Genomic DNA, 17,315 nt, shown 5'->3' on the forward strand with positions numbered 1-17,315 from the left:
ACTTAGGCAGATTTTTTTGCTTTAAATTTGAAAATGAAATGGACGACTAAACCGAAAAGCAGGCCCCAAAATGCTGAGCCAATACCGTAGAACTGTACACCCGAAGCACTAAATAAAAAGGTTAAAAGTGCCGCTTCACGTTCACTCGCATCTTGAAAGGCAATCACAATGTTGTGACCAATAGTGCTCAACAATGCAATACCGGCAAGTGATGTAATAAAAATAAGCGGGAAGGACATTAAAAAGCTGACTAAAGTGGCTGCAAAAATGCCCATCAAAATATAAAAGATCCCACAACTCATGCCTGCAATATAGCGTTTTGTAGCATCGGTGTGAGCTTGATCATCGAGACTTATGGCAGCACTTATGGCTGCAATATTGACACTAAAGCAGCCAAAAGGAGCAAAGATTGCTTGAGCAGTTCCCGTCCAACCTATGAGCTGATTGACATGAGGTTGATAGCCATAGCTTTTGATCATGGCTAGACCTGGTAAATATTGTGATGCCATATTGATGACAAATAATGGCAGCGCGAGTCCGAGTATCGCAGGAAAAGAAAATTTAGGTTTAACCCAAACAGGCTGCGCAAAAGCAAGATCAATTGCTGGCATTTTAAAGTTAAGTAATATTGGACACAGGGCTATACCAATAATGACAGTCAGTACGATGCTATAACGAGGCCAAAGTCGCTTCATGATGACATAGGCGGCGAGTAAACAGAGTACGTAAGCCCATTCATTTTGAATGCTTGCAAATAATGCAATGCCGAACTTTAGCAGCACGCCAGCAAGCATGGCACTGGTTAAACTTTGTGGGATATGGGTGAGAATTTTTTCGAAGATGCCTAAAAAACCTAAAATGGCAGTCACTAATCCACAGATAAAAAATGCACCAAGTGCAGCATTCATACTATAGCCATTGGCAGTAGCCAAAATAAGCGCCAAACCAGCTGTAGACCATGATGTCGCTACAGGATATTTAAATTTCCAAGAAAGCAATAAACCACATAAACCAATACTTAAACCCAGCGCCCAAAACCAAGAGGTAATTTCAGCAGTATCTGCACCTAACATTTGGGCAGACTGAATCACTAAGACAGCAGAGACACTTATACCGACCAGAAAAGTAATAAAACCAGCAAAAACTGCGGGCACAGAGCAATCTTGAAGAATTTTTTGCATAATCCTTGTGCAACTTTTTAATTGGAAAATGTGTGATGTTTCACGATGATACGCTCAACCCTTGTACAGGGAAAGACGATTTTTTGAATAATAAGTAAAAATGAAGTTTCCAAAATATTATGCTTAAATAAAAGTATGCTCAGCATAAAGAGTAACTATTCTTTTGAATGGCCGTTTAACCTTTTTATTTTAGTCTAAAACCAGCAATACCAACTGATCTATTGTAATACTGAGTTGAGAGTTGTATTTGGTATATAAAAAATCAGTATTTCTCGTAATTATTACATCGTTGATGTTGCGAGCTTTAAGCCAAAACCACAGAATAAAAGCCCAACAGAAGCCACACAGCACGCGGTGAACTTATAGCGGTGAGTAAAATAAGTTGCGAGTTTTGCACCAGAGAAAATCAGTACGGTTAAATAACTCATACTAATAATTTGTAAAACTATAGCCAGTGCAGTAAAAGTGATTGCTGGGTAGGCATAATTTGGATCGACAAATTGTACGAAGAAAGACAGGTAGAACAAAATAGCTTTTGGATTCAGAATGCTAATGGTGAGAGCTGTACGAAAAGGTTTGAGCTCTTCTAAACTTTGATGATTTTGTTGAACTTGATCGGGCATAGCAACGGCATGCCAAGTTGCATAGGCTGCTTTAAGTAACTTAATTCCAAGATAACTTAAATATAGCGCACCAATAATTTTTAATAATATGAATAACCAAGGAAATGCATGCAGTAAAGATGCGGCACCAAGAGCTGTAAATAAGATGAGAATAATATCGCCAAAATAGACGCCAAAGGCACTTTGGTAGCCTGCTTTAATGCCGAAACGAGAGGCAATGGACATGACATATAATGAGTTTGGGCCTGGCAAAATCACAATTAAAATCGTACCAATGATAAAGGTCGTTAGATCTGTGATGCCAAACACTCAGTATACTCATATAAAAAAGCCGATGTCACAGTATAACAACATCGGCTTTTGAATAAGCAGTAAAATTTATTTTAAGCTTTAATTTCAGCATCAATGCCAAAGGATTGGCGAAGTAAACTACTGAGTTGTTCACGTGCTTTTATAAAGCCATCTATACCACCTTGTAGTAACTGAGCTGACATTAAATCTTTTTCAACTTCAGAGTTGAAGCGTTGTTTATCCAAAGGTTGTACGTCATGTTCACAATGTGCATGAGCATGATTGTTACTAAGTTGCGCTTCAACGACGCGACTGTCTTTTTCTAGCTCAGCTAAAAGGTGTGGTGATACTGTTAATAAATCACAACCTGCCAGTCCTAAAACTTGATCTACGCTACGGAAGCTTGCGCCCATAATTTCAGTTTTAATGTTGTGCTGTTTGTAGTAGTGATAAATTTGTTTTACTGACAGTACACCGGGATCTTTTTCAATTGGATAGTGATCTACATTTTCAGCTTTTTTGTACCAATCTAAAATACGTCCAACAAATGGAGAGATTAAAGTTACATTCGCTTCAGCACAGGCTTGTGCTTGATGTAAACCAAACAATAATGTGAGGTTACAGTGGATGCCTTCTGCTTCGAGTGCTTTTGCTGCTTGAATACCTTCCCAAGTGGATGCAATTTTAATCAAAATGCGATTATGGTTAATGCCATACTGTGCATACAAAGCGAGAAGCTCTTTGGCTTTAGCAATGGTTGCATCTGTATCATAAGAGAGCGCAGCATCAACTTCCGTTGAAACGCGTCCTTCAATCAATTTTAAAATTTCAACGCCAAATTTGACTGTTAGGATATCAATCGTGCGTTCAATCAATTCATCACTGCTATAACCTTCTTTACGTGCCTGTTCAAATGCGAGTTCAATCAGTTGTTTATTTTTAGGTTGGTTCGCAGCTGCTGTAATTAGCGACGGATTTGTTGTTGCATCCAGTGGGCGGAAAATTTCAATCGCAGTTAAATCACTGCTGTCAGCAACAATAGTCGTAAGGCTTTTTAATTGGTTTAACGCATTCTGAGTCATTGGATATCTAGTTCTTAATGTTCTTGGTGTATGTACTTTTATAACACAATCTTTTTAGAACCCAACCGAAAAGCGCCCGACAACTGTGCTTAATTGGTATTTTTTCGTGAATTACGGATGTGATTAATCAAAAAATGAGCAGCAGAGCCCATCAGTTTTTCACGATTCCAAACCAAATCGACAAAATATTCAAATTTAGGTGTGAAATCCAAAAAGTTTAAAACTTTCAGTTGTTGAATGAGCTGAGGATTTTCATTGAACATCTGTGAGGGAAGGACACCCCATCCGAGGTTTTGAATGATCATCGAACAGGCAGAATGATGGTTATCCGTACGCCAGTATTGTTTGGAAAACAGTAATTCAGGCTTAATGGTTTTATCTCGGCTAGCAACCACAATTTGTCGGCTCTGTAAAATTTGTTCAAAACTGACTTGCTCAAATTGAGCGAGTGTATGATCTTTCGCTGCAACTGGAACGAGGGACTCAAGTTTCAGTTCTACAAATTGCTCATAATTTTCTAATTCTTCTCGTTCGAACATCAATGCTAATTGGGCTTGTCCATCGCCTAACATTTGTTGTGCATCTTCTTGTGGGGCTGTGAAAATATTGATTTGAAGTGAGGGAAATTCCTGTGCTAATAAACTGATGTAATCCGTCCATTGAGTATGAATTAACTCTGAAACCACCACAATATTCAGTGAAGACTCCAATCCTTGACTTAATGCTACAGCATGTTGTTTCCACTGTTGCATTTCAGTGAGGAGCTGTTGGGTCTTTTCATATAGACTGCTTGCCTGTGCAGTAGGGACAGGCTCACGTCCTATACGCTCAAATAGTTTCATGTCTACATCTATTTCTAAATTGGCAATCGACATGCTAACCGCAGAAGGGACTTTGCCGAGTTGACGTGCTGCAGCAGAAAAAGAACCCGTTTCCATAACAGTCTTAAAGATAGTGAGTTGTTCTTGATTAATATTCATTTTGCTTATCTATCAAATATATTGAAAGATTCTAACTCGAATGATCAATAAATTGAAAATATAATGCACGCATATTAAATTTTATTAGGTGTTTTTCAAAATGTTGATTTCCAGAAGAAGGATTATTCATGCGCTTAGCTATGAGATCATCCTGTTGGTGATCATTGCTATCGCTTTAAGTTTTATCTTTGCAGTTCCAATGGAAGTGACAGGAACGCTAGGTATTGCTATGGCGATAACTTCAGTTGTTTGGAATATGATTTTCAACCACTTTTTTGAGAAATATGAAGCAAAAAGAAAACTAAAAAGAACGGTAGGTGTTCGTATTTTGCATGCGATTGGCTTTGAAGGTGGTTTGATGCTTGCAACCATTCCAATGGTTGCTTATGCCTTAGAGATGAGTTTGGGGCAGGCTTTCTTAACGGATCTAAGTTTGACACTATGTATTTTGGTTTACACATTTATTTTCCAATGGTGTTATGACCATATTGAAGCATCGATGGGGATTCGAGTATCAGCATAAGTACTTAGTTAAAAAACCACTAAGAAAACTCAGATTTTTCAAAATAAAATATAAAGCTCAGTTAGACATTTTATAAAAAACTGTCAACTGGGCTTTATTTTGTCCATTCTATTTGAAGGGTATATCAATAAATACAGTCGCATAAAATACTTAAAAATTATATAAAACATATGTTTATTGGATTTATTTTTGGGGAAGAATTTGAGTATTAAGTTGAAGGTGTTAACCGTCTCTATCTCTTTGTTATTAGTCGCATGTGGTGGTGGAGGTTCAGGCACATCAGAAAATGTAAATTCACCAGAAGATAAACCAGTGGTAGATGCTGGTGAGGGTTTAACTAAAGTCAATGAATTTCGCGTACTAGATGTAGGGGCAGAATTAACAGCGCAAGACTTTTCATTAGAGACTTGGAATCCTTCTGCTATGGCGTTGGACGGCGATATTTTATATATCTCAAATAGCCAAACTTCCTCGCAAATTTTACGTTATGACTTAAAGCAAAAGCGGGCATTAAGTGCAATTGATCCGACACTGCTAACGGGATTAGCAAAAACTTGGGATGGTATCGTTGATATTAGCCTACACGCAGGTCGTCTATATGTTGCTTCATATGGTTCGAATCGTATTGATGTTATCGACATTGCAACAGGGCAACCTCAGTTTGTAATGGCATTAGGGACCGGCGTGTGGTGGGGAGATGCCTTAAATTATGCTTTAGTACACAGTAATGCCGTTACGGCAGATGATCGTTTTGTCTATGTACCAGATATTCAAGGACGTATTAATGTGTGGCAGCAAAGTGACGTTCGTGCTGAAAATCATTTAAAAGCCAATAAGTTTGCCCGTTTAAGTTTGCCAAATTGTGCACGTAATTGTAATGCTCGGATGCAGAGCATGGGAGACTATCTTTATACCAGTCTGCCAAATGGTACGACCTATGTACATAATTTAAAAAGCTTAAAGCAAGGTGATACGGATGTTGCCCCGATACTGACAGAATCAACATTATCAACGGTGATGAATCAAGCTGCTGATGGTCAAGTTTATGTGTCTCGCAATAATGGCGTAATTGAAAGTTACTTGGCGAAGTCATTTAATACCAAACAAATATTACCAACCAATTTGGTTGATCAATTTAGTAATTATCGTGTGAAAGGCAATGACAGTACGCAAAACCTAGCAAAGGCTAGTGATCTTGTTGTACATGAGTCGACTTTATTGCACTTAGCAAATCAAAAAATTACCCTTTTGCCGATGCGAAGTTTACAGCAAAATAGAAGTAATCAAACGGCACAAGCCACTGAGTTAAAGCAGGCTCAGGCAATACAACAGTCTCGAATGCTACAAGATGGTGAAAGCTGGGAGGTTTTGACCAATAAAGACGAGCGTCATGTGTTCATGGATAAAATTTTATCTGCACAGTTGAATGGCGCAAGTTTAGACATACAAAGTTATAGCGCTGTTCCTGTGAAAGACGTGCAATTGCATGCCAAGTTAAAAAATTCAGATCAGTGGGTCGTGTTAGCGCATATTGATGAAATTCAGGCATTTTCCAAAACACGTTTAGCATTCAAGTTAGATGACCAATCTCGTTTTCCATTGGTGAATGGGCAAGGTTCAATTCAATTGTCAGGTTTAAGCCAAACGGAGCAGATACCTGCTGGACTATTTGATTTTAAATTCCATTCTGATACAGATTTGCATGTTCAAAAATTGAATCAGATTAAAGCCAAATGGAAAATTTTCTTTGGTACCTATAATCAAGAAAATGATCCAGCTTCAAGCTGGCGCAGAATAAACGCGTTATATGCGCGTGAATGGGTCATGATGATGACTAATTTGGCATACATGCTAAGTACCCCTGAGTTTGAACATTTATGGTTTAATCATAAGAAAGTCATGGGGCATGAGTTCTTTGGTAATGCCGGCTTGGTTGAAGGTGAGAATGGCATTTTCAAAGCAGAAGATTACACACGGGTTTATCAACAAATTTTAAATCGTAGTGAAATTAACCTTGGCATTACAGCGATGGGTGGCGGTCTTGGTGGTGGTTCAGTACTGGGAGTAGATACATGGATTTTCTATGGACATTATCGTCATTCAGGCTATGGCATCATTGCTCATGAATTTGGTCATGGGCTTTGGTAGCCACAGTAGTGCATGGTCCAATTCGGCCTATGGTTTTCAACCAATGATGGCATGGTTACATTTCTACTTCCAACGACAAGCGGGATCAATTCCTTATATGGATCCAGATGTAAATAAATTCCATTTGGCATCGCCAGATCAGCTATATGCGGGTGTTACATCAAATATTGTTAATGCCGTTCCGGGTAAAACACCAATCAACACGATTGATCAATATTTTGCAGCCAATCCATTAGCTAAAAAATAATTCAATCCATAAAAAACCGCTCATCTGAGCGGTTTTTTTTAATTTAGATCTTAGGTATTATTTTTCAATAATTGCGGTTACACCTTGACCGCCAGCAGCACAGATTGAAACCAATACACGGCCTGAACCTTTTTGATTCAATAGCTTAGCCGCAGTTGCGATAATACGGCCGCCAGTTGCAGCAAATGGGTGACCTGCAGCAAGTGAAGAACCTTTCACGTTAAGTTTGCTGCGGTCAATTGAACCTAAAGGTGCATCCAAACCTAAACGTTCTTTACAGAATTTTGGATCTTCCCAAGCTTTAAGCGTAGACAGTACTTGTGATGCAAATGCTTCGTGAATTTCGTAGTAATCGAAATCTTGTAAAGTAATACCAGCACGTTCAAGCATACGTGGTACTGCATAAGCAGGGGCCATCAACAAGCCTTCTTTTTTCTCTACAAAGTCAACGGCTGCAGTTTCTTGGAAAGTTAAATACGCAAGGACTTCATGACCATTTGCTTTTGCCCATTCTTCAGATGCCAATAGCACACAAGATGCGCCGTCAGTTAGTGGAGTAGAGTTACCCGCTGTCATGGTACGTGCATCACCTTTACCAAAAGCAGGCTTTAATTTCGCTAGTTTTTCAACAGATGAGTCTGCACGTAAGTTGTTATCACGATCCAAACCAAGGAATGGCGTAATCAGGTCATCAAAGAAACCTTCTTCATAAGCAGCTGCCATTTTTTGATGTGAAGATGCAGCAAGTTCATCTTGCGCTTCACGTGAAATACCCCATTCAAGCGTAGTAATGGCTTGATGATCACCCATTGAAAGACCAGTACGTGGCTCACCGTTCTTTGGTGCATCCATCAAGTCTTTTACATTAATTTTAGTTAATGCTTTAAGGCGGTCTTTACCTGTTTTTGCGATGTTCAGTTCAAGTAGTGCTTTACGTAAACCATCACCAAAAGCGATTGGCGCATCAGATGTTGTATCTACACCGCCTGCAACACCCACTTCAATTTGACCCAAGGCAATTTTGTTTGCAACAAGGAATGCCGCTTGTAAGCCAGTACCACATGCTTGTTGAATATCGTAAGCAGGTGTTTCAGGAGCAAGTTCTGTATTCAGTACACACTCACGAGTCATGTTAAAGTCACGACTGTGCTTTAAAACAGCACCAGCAACAACTTCACCTAAGCGTTGACCTTGAAGATTAAAACGTTCAACAAGACCATTTAATGCTGCGGTGAACATGTCGCTGTTTGAAGCAGTGAAGTAAGCGCCGTTAGAACGAGCGAAAGGAATACGATTACCACCGATAATAGCAACGCGGCGAACTGTGTTTTGACTCATGGTATTATCCTGTTGAACAGACGTTTGAGTTGTTGATTTTGAAGCTGTTTTAGTATTTGAAGCTGGTGTTTTAGTACGAGTAGATGCACTACGAGGACGAGTCGTTTTAGCCGCACCACTGGTTGACTTGGTTGCTGCGCCAGTACTTTTAGCGGTACGTGGTGTACTCTTTGATGTATTTGACACAGTTTCCGTGGTCGGAGTTTCGACTGCTGGATTTTCTTGAGTTGTTTTGCTCATAAGGCTTTTCCAAGCATGTGGATGATCTTCTTGTTGGGTACATTAGCATATTCACCAAAGGGGTAAATTGACTAAAATGACATTAGCAAAAGCATTCAGGTCAAGCCATCCGTGGTTTAACTCAAGTATGATTCCATGGAAACTGATGGAACTATTGAAATATAAGTATCTGACATCATCTTGAAGTTAAAGGGATATCTTCAGATCCATCAAAAATTAATCCGTATGAGAGATAATAAACATGACTGATCAATACCAAACATTTGCAAAATCTCCTATTGGTAAATTTGTCATCAAAAATTTAGGTTTACCATCACCGACTTTCTTAGAGCGTTTTGAGTCTGCAACACCTGTAGTAAAAGGCGCTGTTTTATTAGGTGCGGCACCAGCTTCAACATTGTCAGGTGCAATTGCTCAAGTATTGGCAAATATTCATGCCAACAGTTATGCAGGTAATAATGCGGAACTACAGCAAGCTGCTGCCAAGTCAGGTTTAAACCTAAGTGCTTTTAATGAAGGTGATAAAGAGTCTAAGTTTAAAGTTGTAGTTTTTGATGCATCTGGTATTCAAAATTCAGAGCAACTTCATACGCTTTATGCATTCTTTAATCCAATTGCTCGTCAAATTCAGGCATCTGGTCGTGTTGTGGTTGTGGGTACAACCCCTGAAACAGCGAAGACCGTGAAACAAGCTATTGCACAACGTGCGCTTGAAGGTTTTGTGAAGTCTATCGGTAAAGAATTCAAAAAAGGTATTGCTGCTCAACTTGTCTATGTAGATGAAGGGGCAGAAGCAAACTTAGAGTCTGCGCTGCGTTTTGTTATTTCACCACGTTCAGCTTATGTATCTGGTCAAGTAATTCGTGTTTCGAAAGCAGACGTTGTTGATGTTGATTGGAACAAACCGCTAGCAGGCAAAACTGCGGTTGTGACGGGTGCAAGCCGTGGTATTGGTGAAGCAATTGCGCATGTATTGTCACGCGATGGCGCACATGTGATTTGTTTGGACGTTCCACAACAACAAGCCGATCTTGACCGTGTAGCAGGTGAAATTGGTGGTTCAACACTGGCAATTGATATTACCGCAACTGATGCAGGTGAAAAAATTAAAGCAGCTGCAGCGGCACAAGGTGGTTTGGACATCATCGTACACAACGCAGGGATTACCCGTGACAAGACTTTGGCGAATATGAAGCCTGAACTTTGGGATCTGGTAATTAACATTAACTTATCTGCAATTGAGCGTGTAAATGATTACCTTCTTGAAAATGATGGCTTCAATGCAAATGGTCGTATTGTTTGCGTGTCTTCCATTTCAGGTATTGCAGGTAACTTAGGTCAAACCAACTATGCGGCATCGAAAGCAGGTGTGATTGGTGTAGTGAAATTCACAGCACCATTACTTAAAAATGGTGTAACCATTAATGCGGTTGCTCCAGGCTTTATTGAAACGCAAATGACGGCAGCAATTCCATTTGCAATCCGTGAAGCGGGTCGTCGTATGAACTCGATGAGTCAAGGTGGTTTACCTGTTGATGTCGCAGAAACAATTGTAATGTTTGCATCTACTGCTTCTACGGGTTTAAACGGTAACGTGGTACGTGTTTGTGGACAAAGCTTGTTAGGGGCTTAATGTAATCCCTCCCGATCTCCCTTTGTAAAAGGGAGGAGAAAAGTCCCTCTTTACTAAATGGGGATTTAGGGGGATTAAAATTCATTGGGAAAGTTAACCTCTCCCTAACCCTCTCCTTAAAGGAGAGGGAATTGCTTTTAAATAGATATATTTATAATTAAAAGGTTTAGTATGAATACTCGCCATTTTAGTCAACTTCCAAAGCCTTATTTAGCCTATCCAAAAGTGATTCAAGGCTTGATTTTTAAAAAGCCAAAAGGTGAAAAAGTTCTGCCGCAAGTTGAATATGTGGTGGATTCTTTTAAAGTCGATCAAAAGCATTTAAAAGCCTATAACGAAGTCTGCGGCTTTAAAAATAACGGCTATATTCCAGCTATTTATTTAGCTGTGCTTTCGCAAAGCTTACAAATGCATATGATGACCACTGAAGCATTTCCATTTGCGATTTTAGGATTGGTGCATATCCGCAACCAAGTGAAGCAATATCGTAAAGTGGGTGTGAATGAGACGTTATCTTTGTCATGCAAATTTGGTGAATTACAACCACATGATAAGGGCGTGCAATTTGACTTTATTACCACTGCAAAAGTTGGTGATGAAGTGGTTGTAGAATCATTAACCACATATTTAGCACGTCAAAAAACTGAAAATAAAACAGCAGCAAAAGCTGCAGAAGCGAAGCCAGCTGAATTGCAGGTTCAAGCGCAGTGGGATGTTTCAGAAAATACCGGTCGCCGCTATGCGCTGACTTCAGGTGACTTTAACTTGATCCACATTCATGCTGTGACGGCTAAAGCATTTGGTTTTAAACAAGCGATTGCCCACGGTATGTGGAGTAAGGCTAAAGCTTTATCGAGTCTGAGTTTGCCAGAGGCTTATGAAGCAGATGTCTGGTTTAAACTGCCGATGTATCTCCCATCACAAGTTGAGTTTTTAACTGCTCAAACTGGACAAGATACCGAGTTTGCAATTCGAAATAGCAAAAACAAAAAACCGCATGTCGCGGGAAGTGTAAAAGCACTGTAAGACTTAAGCCTAAATCGATATCGATTTAGGCTTTTTTGTTTTAATCTCAGACAGTTCATATAAAAAGGAATGCAGGATGCAGGCGGTCAAGGAATACTTATTTGCACAAAAGCATAATTATCAGGGTACTGTAGATCGTGCCTTTCAAGATTTAGCCGAACAGTTCAGTCGAATGCAGGATGCACGAACTGACTTAGGTGGTGCCGCTTTGGTGGTGTATTTCCAAGGGCAAAAAGTAGTTGATATTTGGACGGGTAAAAAGTCAGCCGAAGAAGCTTGGCAGTCCAATACACCCTCAGTCTGTTATTCTACGGGTAAAGGAGTACTTGCGACGCTTGCACATATATTAGTGAGTCAGGACTTTTTAGATTACGACACACCTGTTGCCAAATATTGGCCAGAGTTTGCACAAAATGGAAAGTCGCAGATTACCTTAAGACATATGTTAAGCCATCAAAGTGGTTTATATGACATACGAAACAATATTGATACTGCTTCGGAAATGGCAGACTGGTCGCATATGCTGCATATACTCGAACAGGCGACACCGCGTTTTGAAGCTGCTACTGATGCGGCATATCAGCCTTTAACCTTTGGCTGGCAAGTGGGCGGGGTACTTGAAAAGGCAATTGGCAGAACACTTTCAGAATTGATGCAGCAATATTTGGTAGAGCCATTGCAATTAGATCATGCTTATTTTGGTGTTCCTCAAGATAAACTCTGTGAAGTAGCAAGACTAATTCCGAAAAAGAAAAAAGCAGAAATAGTAGATGTTACAACCCAACAAAATAGTCAAAAAATAGCTAATTCAGAAAACTCTATTTCAAATAATGTTAAGAAAAAAAAGCTTACACACAAACCTTCCATGCTAGATAAACTGTTAGAGCTTTCAGGTCAAAACTTGCAAGACTTTCAAGATGGCATGATTCCAAAAGGTATGCGTCAATTTTCATTTTTTAGTGATGAAGGCTTGCAAGCAATTATTCCGGCTGCAACCGGCGTATTTAGTGCTAATAGTCTTGCAAAGATATATGCAATGCTAGCTAATAAAGGCCAATGGGAAGGTCAAACCTTAATCCGACCGGATATCTTTCAGGAATTAAGTACGGTTCAATTTACCAAGCGAGATCGGGTAATGCCTCTGCCGATGCATTGGCGTTTGGGCTACCACCGTATTCTAACGTTAGGGAAGTCTAGCAAAGGTTTTGGGCATATGGGCTTTAATGGTTCTGGGGCCTGGTGTGATCCGCAGCGCGATTTGAGTTTTGCCTATACCCATAATTTTCCGACAGGTTCAATCACGGGTGACTATCGTTTATGGGGCCTAACTCAAGAAACTTTACGCTGTGCAGATAAAGTATTAAAAGGGCGTAAAGGCTGGCTTTAAGAATAAGATTGCGTCAATGTGAATAGGGGAATTTAGCAATCTATGTTATTTTCCCTTGCAGTTTTAAAGGCAGTGATATGTTTTATGAAAAAAGTGATTTTGATTCCTTTGGTGGCAAGTTCTGCATTGTTGGGCTGTCAGGACACAAAAAAACCTCAATCAAATGACAACACAGCAATCACTGCGGAAAAGCAACACGCGGCCTGGGTGGGTAATTATAAAGGTACAACGCCGTGTATGGGATGTCTTTCTCGTTGTGAAGATTGTCCCGGTATGGCTGTGGCTCTTGAGCTACATGAAGACCAAACTTATACACTCACTCGTGAAAGTCTAAGCGGTCATAATGACGTTGAAGTGCTTAAAGGTGCAATTCGTTTTAATGATGATACTCAGCAACAGTTAGAGTTAATGCATGTGCAAACGCGCAATCTATTGTATGTAGATTTAGATCAGCAATTGCTCGAAATTCGTGAAGACCAGACGGCGAAACGCTATCAAATGCAGAGTGATTTCCTTTTAAATAAAGCAGTTTAAACATTCGAAATTTGTATTAAATTTGCCTGATTTTGAGGATAGCTCAAGATCGGGTTTTTATTGTTCAAACTGTGCCATTTATTTCACTATTAAGCAAAAAAACAGTATGCTTACACCTGTAAAAAGGAGCATACATGTATCAAGTACTTGCACGAAAATACCGTCCACGAAATTTCATTGAACTTGTGGGGCAAAACCATGTGTCACGTGCACTCACGAGTGCCTTAGAACGTGGTCGGTTACATCATGCGTATTTGTTTACAGGGACTCGTGGTGTAGGTAAAACCACCATTGCGCGTATTTTGGCAAAATGTCTAAATTGTGAAACAGGGGTAACCTCAACCCCATGTGAAGTTTGTCCAACCTGTAAAGCGGTAAATGAAGGTCGTTTTATTGATTTAATTGAAATCGATGCGGCATCACGTACCAAAGTTGAAGATACACGAGAACTACTCGATAACGTTCCTTATGCTCCTACACAAGGCCGTTTCAAGGTTTACCTCATTGACGAAGTGCACATGCTATCAACGCACTCATTCAATGCGTTATTAAAGACTTTGGAAGAACCGCCAGAGCATGTGAAGTTTTTATTTGCAACGACAGATCCTCAAAAATTACCAATTACCGTAATTTCACGTTGTCTACAATTCACTTTGCGGCCTTTAGCAGTAGATGAAATTACTACGCATCTGACTGATATTTTACAAAAAGAACAAATTCAAGCTGAGCAAGATGCGATTTGGCAAATTGCTGAATCTGCACAAGGTTCACTGCGTGACGCATTATCTTTAACTGACCAAGCCATTGCTTATGGTCAGGGTTCAATTCAGCACCAAGATGTTAAAGACATGCTGGGTTTAATCGACCGCACTATTATTTATGATTTGATCTTAGCGATTCATCAAAATCAGCGTGAAAGGGTAAGCGGTTTATTACTGCAATTCCGTCAACAAGCCCTAGATGTTTCTTTAGTTCTAGATCAATTAATTTCGACCTTGCATGAATTGGCATTGTTGCAATATTTGCCAGACTTGGCTTTAAAATATAGCGCCGAGATTAATCAAAAAATCATGCAATTGTCGCAGTTAATTTCTGCACAAGATTTGCAGTTGTATTACCAAGTGGCATGTAAAGGTCGTGCAGACTTGCAGTTGGCGGTAACACAAGAGCAAGGTTTTGAGATGTGTGTGCTACGATTGTTAGCATTCCGTCCATTGCAACCGAATGAAATGTTAGTTTCTGCTGTACAGCAAGAAACTGCAGCACAGCCTCAACTGGTTCAAGCGCAGACGAATACGCAGCCATTAGATGAGCAACCTTTAGAACAAGCGAATTTAACTGCACATCATTCACCAGTTAGCGTCGCGGTTGAACAACCCGTCGCTGTAGCTGTGATCGATACGCCGCCGGCTTTCGATGATTTTGATGATTCACATTATGATGAAGATGACGGTTTCGCATCAGCACCTGCTATCGATGAACCTTCATCAGATGACTTCTTAGATGAAGAGCTAGACGAGCAGTCAAAAATAGCAGATGCTGAACCTGAAAGTGTACACGCCGTAGTCGATGTGAGTGAACAAGCTAAATCTGTGACTACTGCACAAAATGACACGATAGTCATGGATGCAGCTACTGAAGATACGCTATTTGATTTAGATGAAACGCCTAGTGTGGCAACGGCGGAGGTTAATGCAGCCGATATTGATTTCGAAGAAATTGCACCTTTAGAGTTAAGCATTACAGAATCTGTTCAAACACCACCAGTTGTGGAAGATACTCCGGTTGCTGTTAAGGTTGAAGATACATTTGATTTAGCTACACCAGATGTTGCTGAAACTACAGAGATGAGCGTAGTTACAGCACCTGTCAGCGCTAATCTTATGCCTCAGGATATCTTGACTTTACAGCCACAAATACTTGAAGGTGAGTGGACTGTCGATAAGTGGGAGTATTGGTTCCGTAATAGTCAACTTTCACCGGCAGTACAAGAGTTGGCACAGCATGGCATTATGAGCGGAAGCATTGACGGGGAGTCGATTTTCCATATTCCAAAAAAATATGAAGCTTTAGTGACTCAGTTACAGCATGTTCTAGAACATGCCATCCGTGAGCAGTGGTCAAATGTTCATTTCCAAATTCGTTTTGAAGATGTAGATGATGTTACGCCATACGCATTACAGCATGTGCGAAAAGAAAAAGCTTTTGCTCGTGCGAGTGAATTACTGCATGCAGAGCCAGTGGTAAAAGATTTACTCAAAAGTTTTGATGGTGAATTACAAAATATCCAACTTAAATAAGCGTTAAGTTGGATATAGAATAATTGAATAAATAAAAACTTATTTGACTAAAAATTGCATGAGAGCATCTCGCATATCATTCGGTATCGAGGTGCTTTTTCGTGTTTGGCGGTCAACAAAGACATGTACAAAATGGCCTTGTGCGGCAGCTTGGTCTTGACCTTGTTTGAAAATTGCAAGGTCATAACGCAGCGAAGAATTGCCAATTTTACTAATTGCAACACCTACTTCAATAATCTCTGGATAAGACAATTCTTGTAGAAAGCTACAAGCTGAATCAACCACTAAACCAATAATCGGGGAGTCTTTTAATTGAAATCCAGCATGTTGAATTAAAAGTGCGTTAGCTGCGGTGTCAAAGTAGCTGTAATAGGTCACGTTATTGACGTGACCATACATATCGTTATCGGCCCAACGTGTTTGTATTGGAAATAAAAAAGCATAATTTTGGCGTAATTTTAATACAGGTTTCATTATTGTGGATTCTAAATATACTTAGTACTGTTCAGTTGTTTTACCCAGCATTAGATAAAAGATCAAGCTGATATAAAAGATAAAAAGGTCATTCCAATTACAGAATGACCTTTTCAAAGAATGTATTTATCTAAAAAGAAACGCTTAAAAACGATATCCAAGACCTACGTAAGTCACGATAGGATTAATTTCGATTTCGCTACGTCCTTTTAAGATCGTTGCGCGAGGTATATCTTTGCCAATAAGCTTGGTATTGCCAATGACATCTAATTTTGCTGTAGTGGATAAATGGGCATAACTGACAGATGCGGTAGCGAACCAGTTTTGATTTAAGTTGTAGTCAAAACCTGCAATTGCTACAGGTGCAAAGGCATCATCAACTTTAATTTTTCCTAATTCAGGTTTTAATATAGCCAATAGGCCATTACTATTCAGTTCTGCATTGACATTTGGGTCTGCTTTAACATCGCTAAAATGTGCATACATCACACCAGCCCCAACATAAGGACGGAACTTATTGTTGATAGATCCGAAATGGTATTTTGCCAACAAAGTTGGGGTATACGCATCGGTTGTCGCAATTTTATCGAACTTACTTAAATCTGCAGCTTGTCCAACAACAGGTAAATCAATTGTTCCATGTCCAGAAAGTTCCATTTCTGGTGGAGCACCTAGAACCAGTTCTAAAGAAACGTTATCGTTAACAAAATAATCAAGCATTAGGCCTGCAGTATCAGCATCTTCAACTTCAAAACCTGCGCCCGGTGATGAAACTGAGCGTTCACCTAATAGGGGTGTTTGTTTTGTCGTCGAGCCAGAAATACCTTGTTTTTCACCTTGTGGCATCACATGTAACCAACCTGCTGATACGGCAAATCGTTTACCGTCACTGGTGGCTGCATGAGTTACAGAAAATGCGCTTAAAAGAGCAGTTGCCAAGATTGTTGTTTTATATAATTTCATAGCTAAGTCCATCTTTGTGTTTAGGTTCTCAATATCCTTTGAACCTGTTGATACAATCATAGGTTATGAAATCAACAAAACTCGTGAATAGTTAATAAAAATTACACAAGGTTTAAATTATTTTAGTATTTGTAAAAATAAATAAATTCATATAAAACAATTATATATTGATTTTATTTAAATATATATATTTATAATATATTGATTAATATGTATAATAGGACTTACGCACTATTATTTATAGATTCTCTGTGGTAGCAGATGATTTTTATCGAGAATAAAGTCATCAATGAAGTTTTTGATAACTGGTCTAAATAATTTCTTCTGCCAACGATATACATTTTC

The 17,315-nt window shown here is 39.4% G+C and carries 15 protein-coding genes and 1 pseudogene; 8 read left to right on the forward strand and 8 right to left on the reverse strand.

Features of this window, described 5'->3' with window-relative positions:
* Positions 1 to 2 precede the first annotated feature (2 nt).
* The 4 genes from FTT84_RS10810 to FTT84_RS10825 all read right to left on the reverse strand — a co-directional run bounded on the left by FTT84_RS10810 (position 3) and on the right by FTT84_RS10825 (position 4,157).
* Positions 3 to 1,181 carry a benzoate/H(+) symporter BenE family transporter gene (locus tag FTT84_RS10810; protein WP_180081142.1) on the reverse strand — a complete coding sequence of 393 codons (1,179 nt, stop codon included), beginning with the start codon at positions 1,179 to 1,181 and terminating at the stop codon, positions 3 to 5.
* 281 nt (positions 1,182 to 1,462) lie between these two features.
* Positions 1,463 to 2,113, reverse strand: coding sequence for a leucine efflux protein LeuE (gene leuE / locus FTT84_RS10815; RefSeq protein WP_180056498.1), 651 nt, complete (start codon positions 2,111 to 2,113; stop codon positions 1,463 to 1,465).
* A gap of 74 nt (positions 2,114 to 2,187) precedes the next feature.
* On the reverse strand, positions 2,188 to 3,177 hold the full coding sequence (gene tal / locus FTT84_RS10820) for a transaldolase (RefSeq protein ID WP_180081140.1): 990 nt from the start codon (positions 3,175 to 3,177) through the stop codon (positions 2,188 to 2,190).
* An 89-nt stretch (positions 3,178 to 3,266) separates the two neighbouring features.
* Positions 3,267 to 4,157 (reverse strand): LysR family transcriptional regulator, encoded by an 891-nt coding sequence (locus FTT84_RS10825; RefSeq protein WP_067767379.1) that lies wholly within the window; start codon positions 4,155 to 4,157, stop codon positions 3,267 to 3,269.
* Positions 4,158 to 4,257: 100 nt separating this feature from the next.
* Between FTT84_RS10825 and aceI the strand changes: the two genes are divergently transcribed.
* The 3 genes from aceI to FTT84_RS18080 all read left to right on the forward strand — a co-directional run bounded on the left by aceI (position 4,258) and on the right by FTT84_RS18080 (position 7,075).
* Positions 4,258 to 4,680 carry a chlorhexidine efflux PACE transporter AceI gene (gene aceI, locus FTT84_RS10830; protein ID WP_067767376.1) on the forward strand — a complete coding sequence of 141 codons (423 nt, stop codon included), beginning with the start codon at positions 4,258 to 4,260 and terminating at the stop codon, positions 4,678 to 4,680.
* A gap of 201 nt (positions 4,681 to 4,881) precedes the next feature.
* Positions 4,882 to 6,828, forward strand: coding sequence for a YncE family protein (locus FTT84_RS10835; RefSeq protein WP_257223405.1), 1,947 nt, complete (start codon positions 4,882 to 4,884; stop codon positions 6,826 to 6,828).
* The gene (locus tag FTT84_RS18080) at positions 6,764 to 7,075 is read left to right on the forward strand and encodes a hypothetical protein (RefSeq protein ID WP_257223404.1); all 312 of its coding nucleotides are present in this window, start codon (positions 6,764 to 6,766) and stop codon (positions 7,073 to 7,075) included. The genes FTT84_RS10835 and FTT84_RS18080 overlap by 65 nt, the downstream gene beginning before the upstream one ends.
* Positions 7,076 to 7,132: 57 nt before the next feature.
* Here the strand turns inward: FTT84_RS18080 and FTT84_RS10840 are convergent, their stop codons facing one another.
* On the reverse strand, positions 7,133 to 8,653 hold the full coding sequence (locus tag FTT84_RS10840) for an acetyl-CoA C-acetyltransferase (RefSeq protein ID WP_067767370.1): 1,521 nt from the start codon (positions 8,651 to 8,653) through the stop codon (positions 7,133 to 7,135).
* A 241-nt stretch (positions 8,654 to 8,894) separates the two neighbouring features.
* On the opposite strand from FTT84_RS10840, the gene FTT84_RS10845 reads away from it, so the two are divergent.
* The 5 genes from FTT84_RS10845 to dnaX all read left to right on the forward strand — a co-directional run bounded on the left by FTT84_RS10845 (position 8,895) and on the right by dnaX (position 15,533).
* Positions 8,895 to 10,286, forward strand: a complete 1,392-nt coding sequence (locus tag FTT84_RS10845; protein ID WP_180081137.1) for a 3-oxoacyl-ACP reductase — start codon at positions 8,895 to 8,897, stop codon at positions 10,284 to 10,286.
* A 171-nt stretch (positions 10,287 to 10,457) separates the two neighbouring features.
* A complete protein-coding gene (locus tag FTT84_RS10850; protein ID WP_180056508.1) occupies positions 10,458 to 11,312 on the forward strand; it encodes a MaoC/PaaZ C-terminal domain-containing protein in 855 nt (284 codons plus the stop codon).
* Between the two features lie 76 nt (positions 11,313 to 11,388).
* Positions 11,389 to 12,699, forward strand: coding sequence for a serine hydrolase (locus FTT84_RS10855; protein ID WP_180081135.1), 1,311 nt, complete (start codon positions 11,389 to 11,391; stop codon positions 12,697 to 12,699).
* An 84-nt stretch (positions 12,700 to 12,783) separates the two neighbouring features.
* Complete coding sequence (locus FTT84_RS10860) at positions 12,784 to 13,233, forward strand: copper resistance protein NlpE N-terminal domain-containing protein (protein WP_067767618.1); 450 nt, start codon at positions 12,784 to 12,786, stop codon at positions 13,231 to 13,233.
* Between the two features lie 134 nt (positions 13,234 to 13,367).
* Entirely contained in the window at positions 13,368 to 15,533 is a 2,166-nt protein-coding gene (gene dnaX / locus FTT84_RS10865) for a DNA polymerase III subunit gamma/tau (protein ID WP_180081133.1), read from the forward strand.
* 39 nt (positions 15,534 to 15,572) lie between these two features.
* On the opposite strand, the gene FTT84_RS10870 is transcribed toward dnaX, so the two are convergent.
* The 3 genes and pseudogenes from FTT84_RS10870 to FTT84_RS10880 all read right to left on the reverse strand — a co-directional run.
* Positions 15,573 to 16,010, reverse strand: coding sequence for a thioesterase family protein (locus tag FTT84_RS10870; protein WP_180081156.1), 438 nt, complete (start codon positions 16,008 to 16,010; stop codon positions 15,573 to 15,575).
* 141 nt (positions 16,011 to 16,151) lie between these two features.
* Positions 16,152 to 16,970, reverse strand: coding sequence for an OmpW family protein (locus FTT84_RS10875; protein WP_180081131.1), 819 nt, complete (start codon positions 16,968 to 16,970; stop codon positions 16,152 to 16,154).
* Between the two features lie 234 nt (positions 16,971 to 17,204).
* A pseudogene (locus FTT84_RS10880) lies at positions 17,205 to 17,315 on the reverse strand (IS701 family transposase); the annotation flags it as partial.

This window comes from Acinetobacter sp. YH01019 (genome assembly GCF_013420285.1).
GTDB lineage: Bacteria > Pseudomonadota > Gammaproteobacteria > Pseudomonadales > Moraxellaceae > Acinetobacter > Acinetobacter gandensis.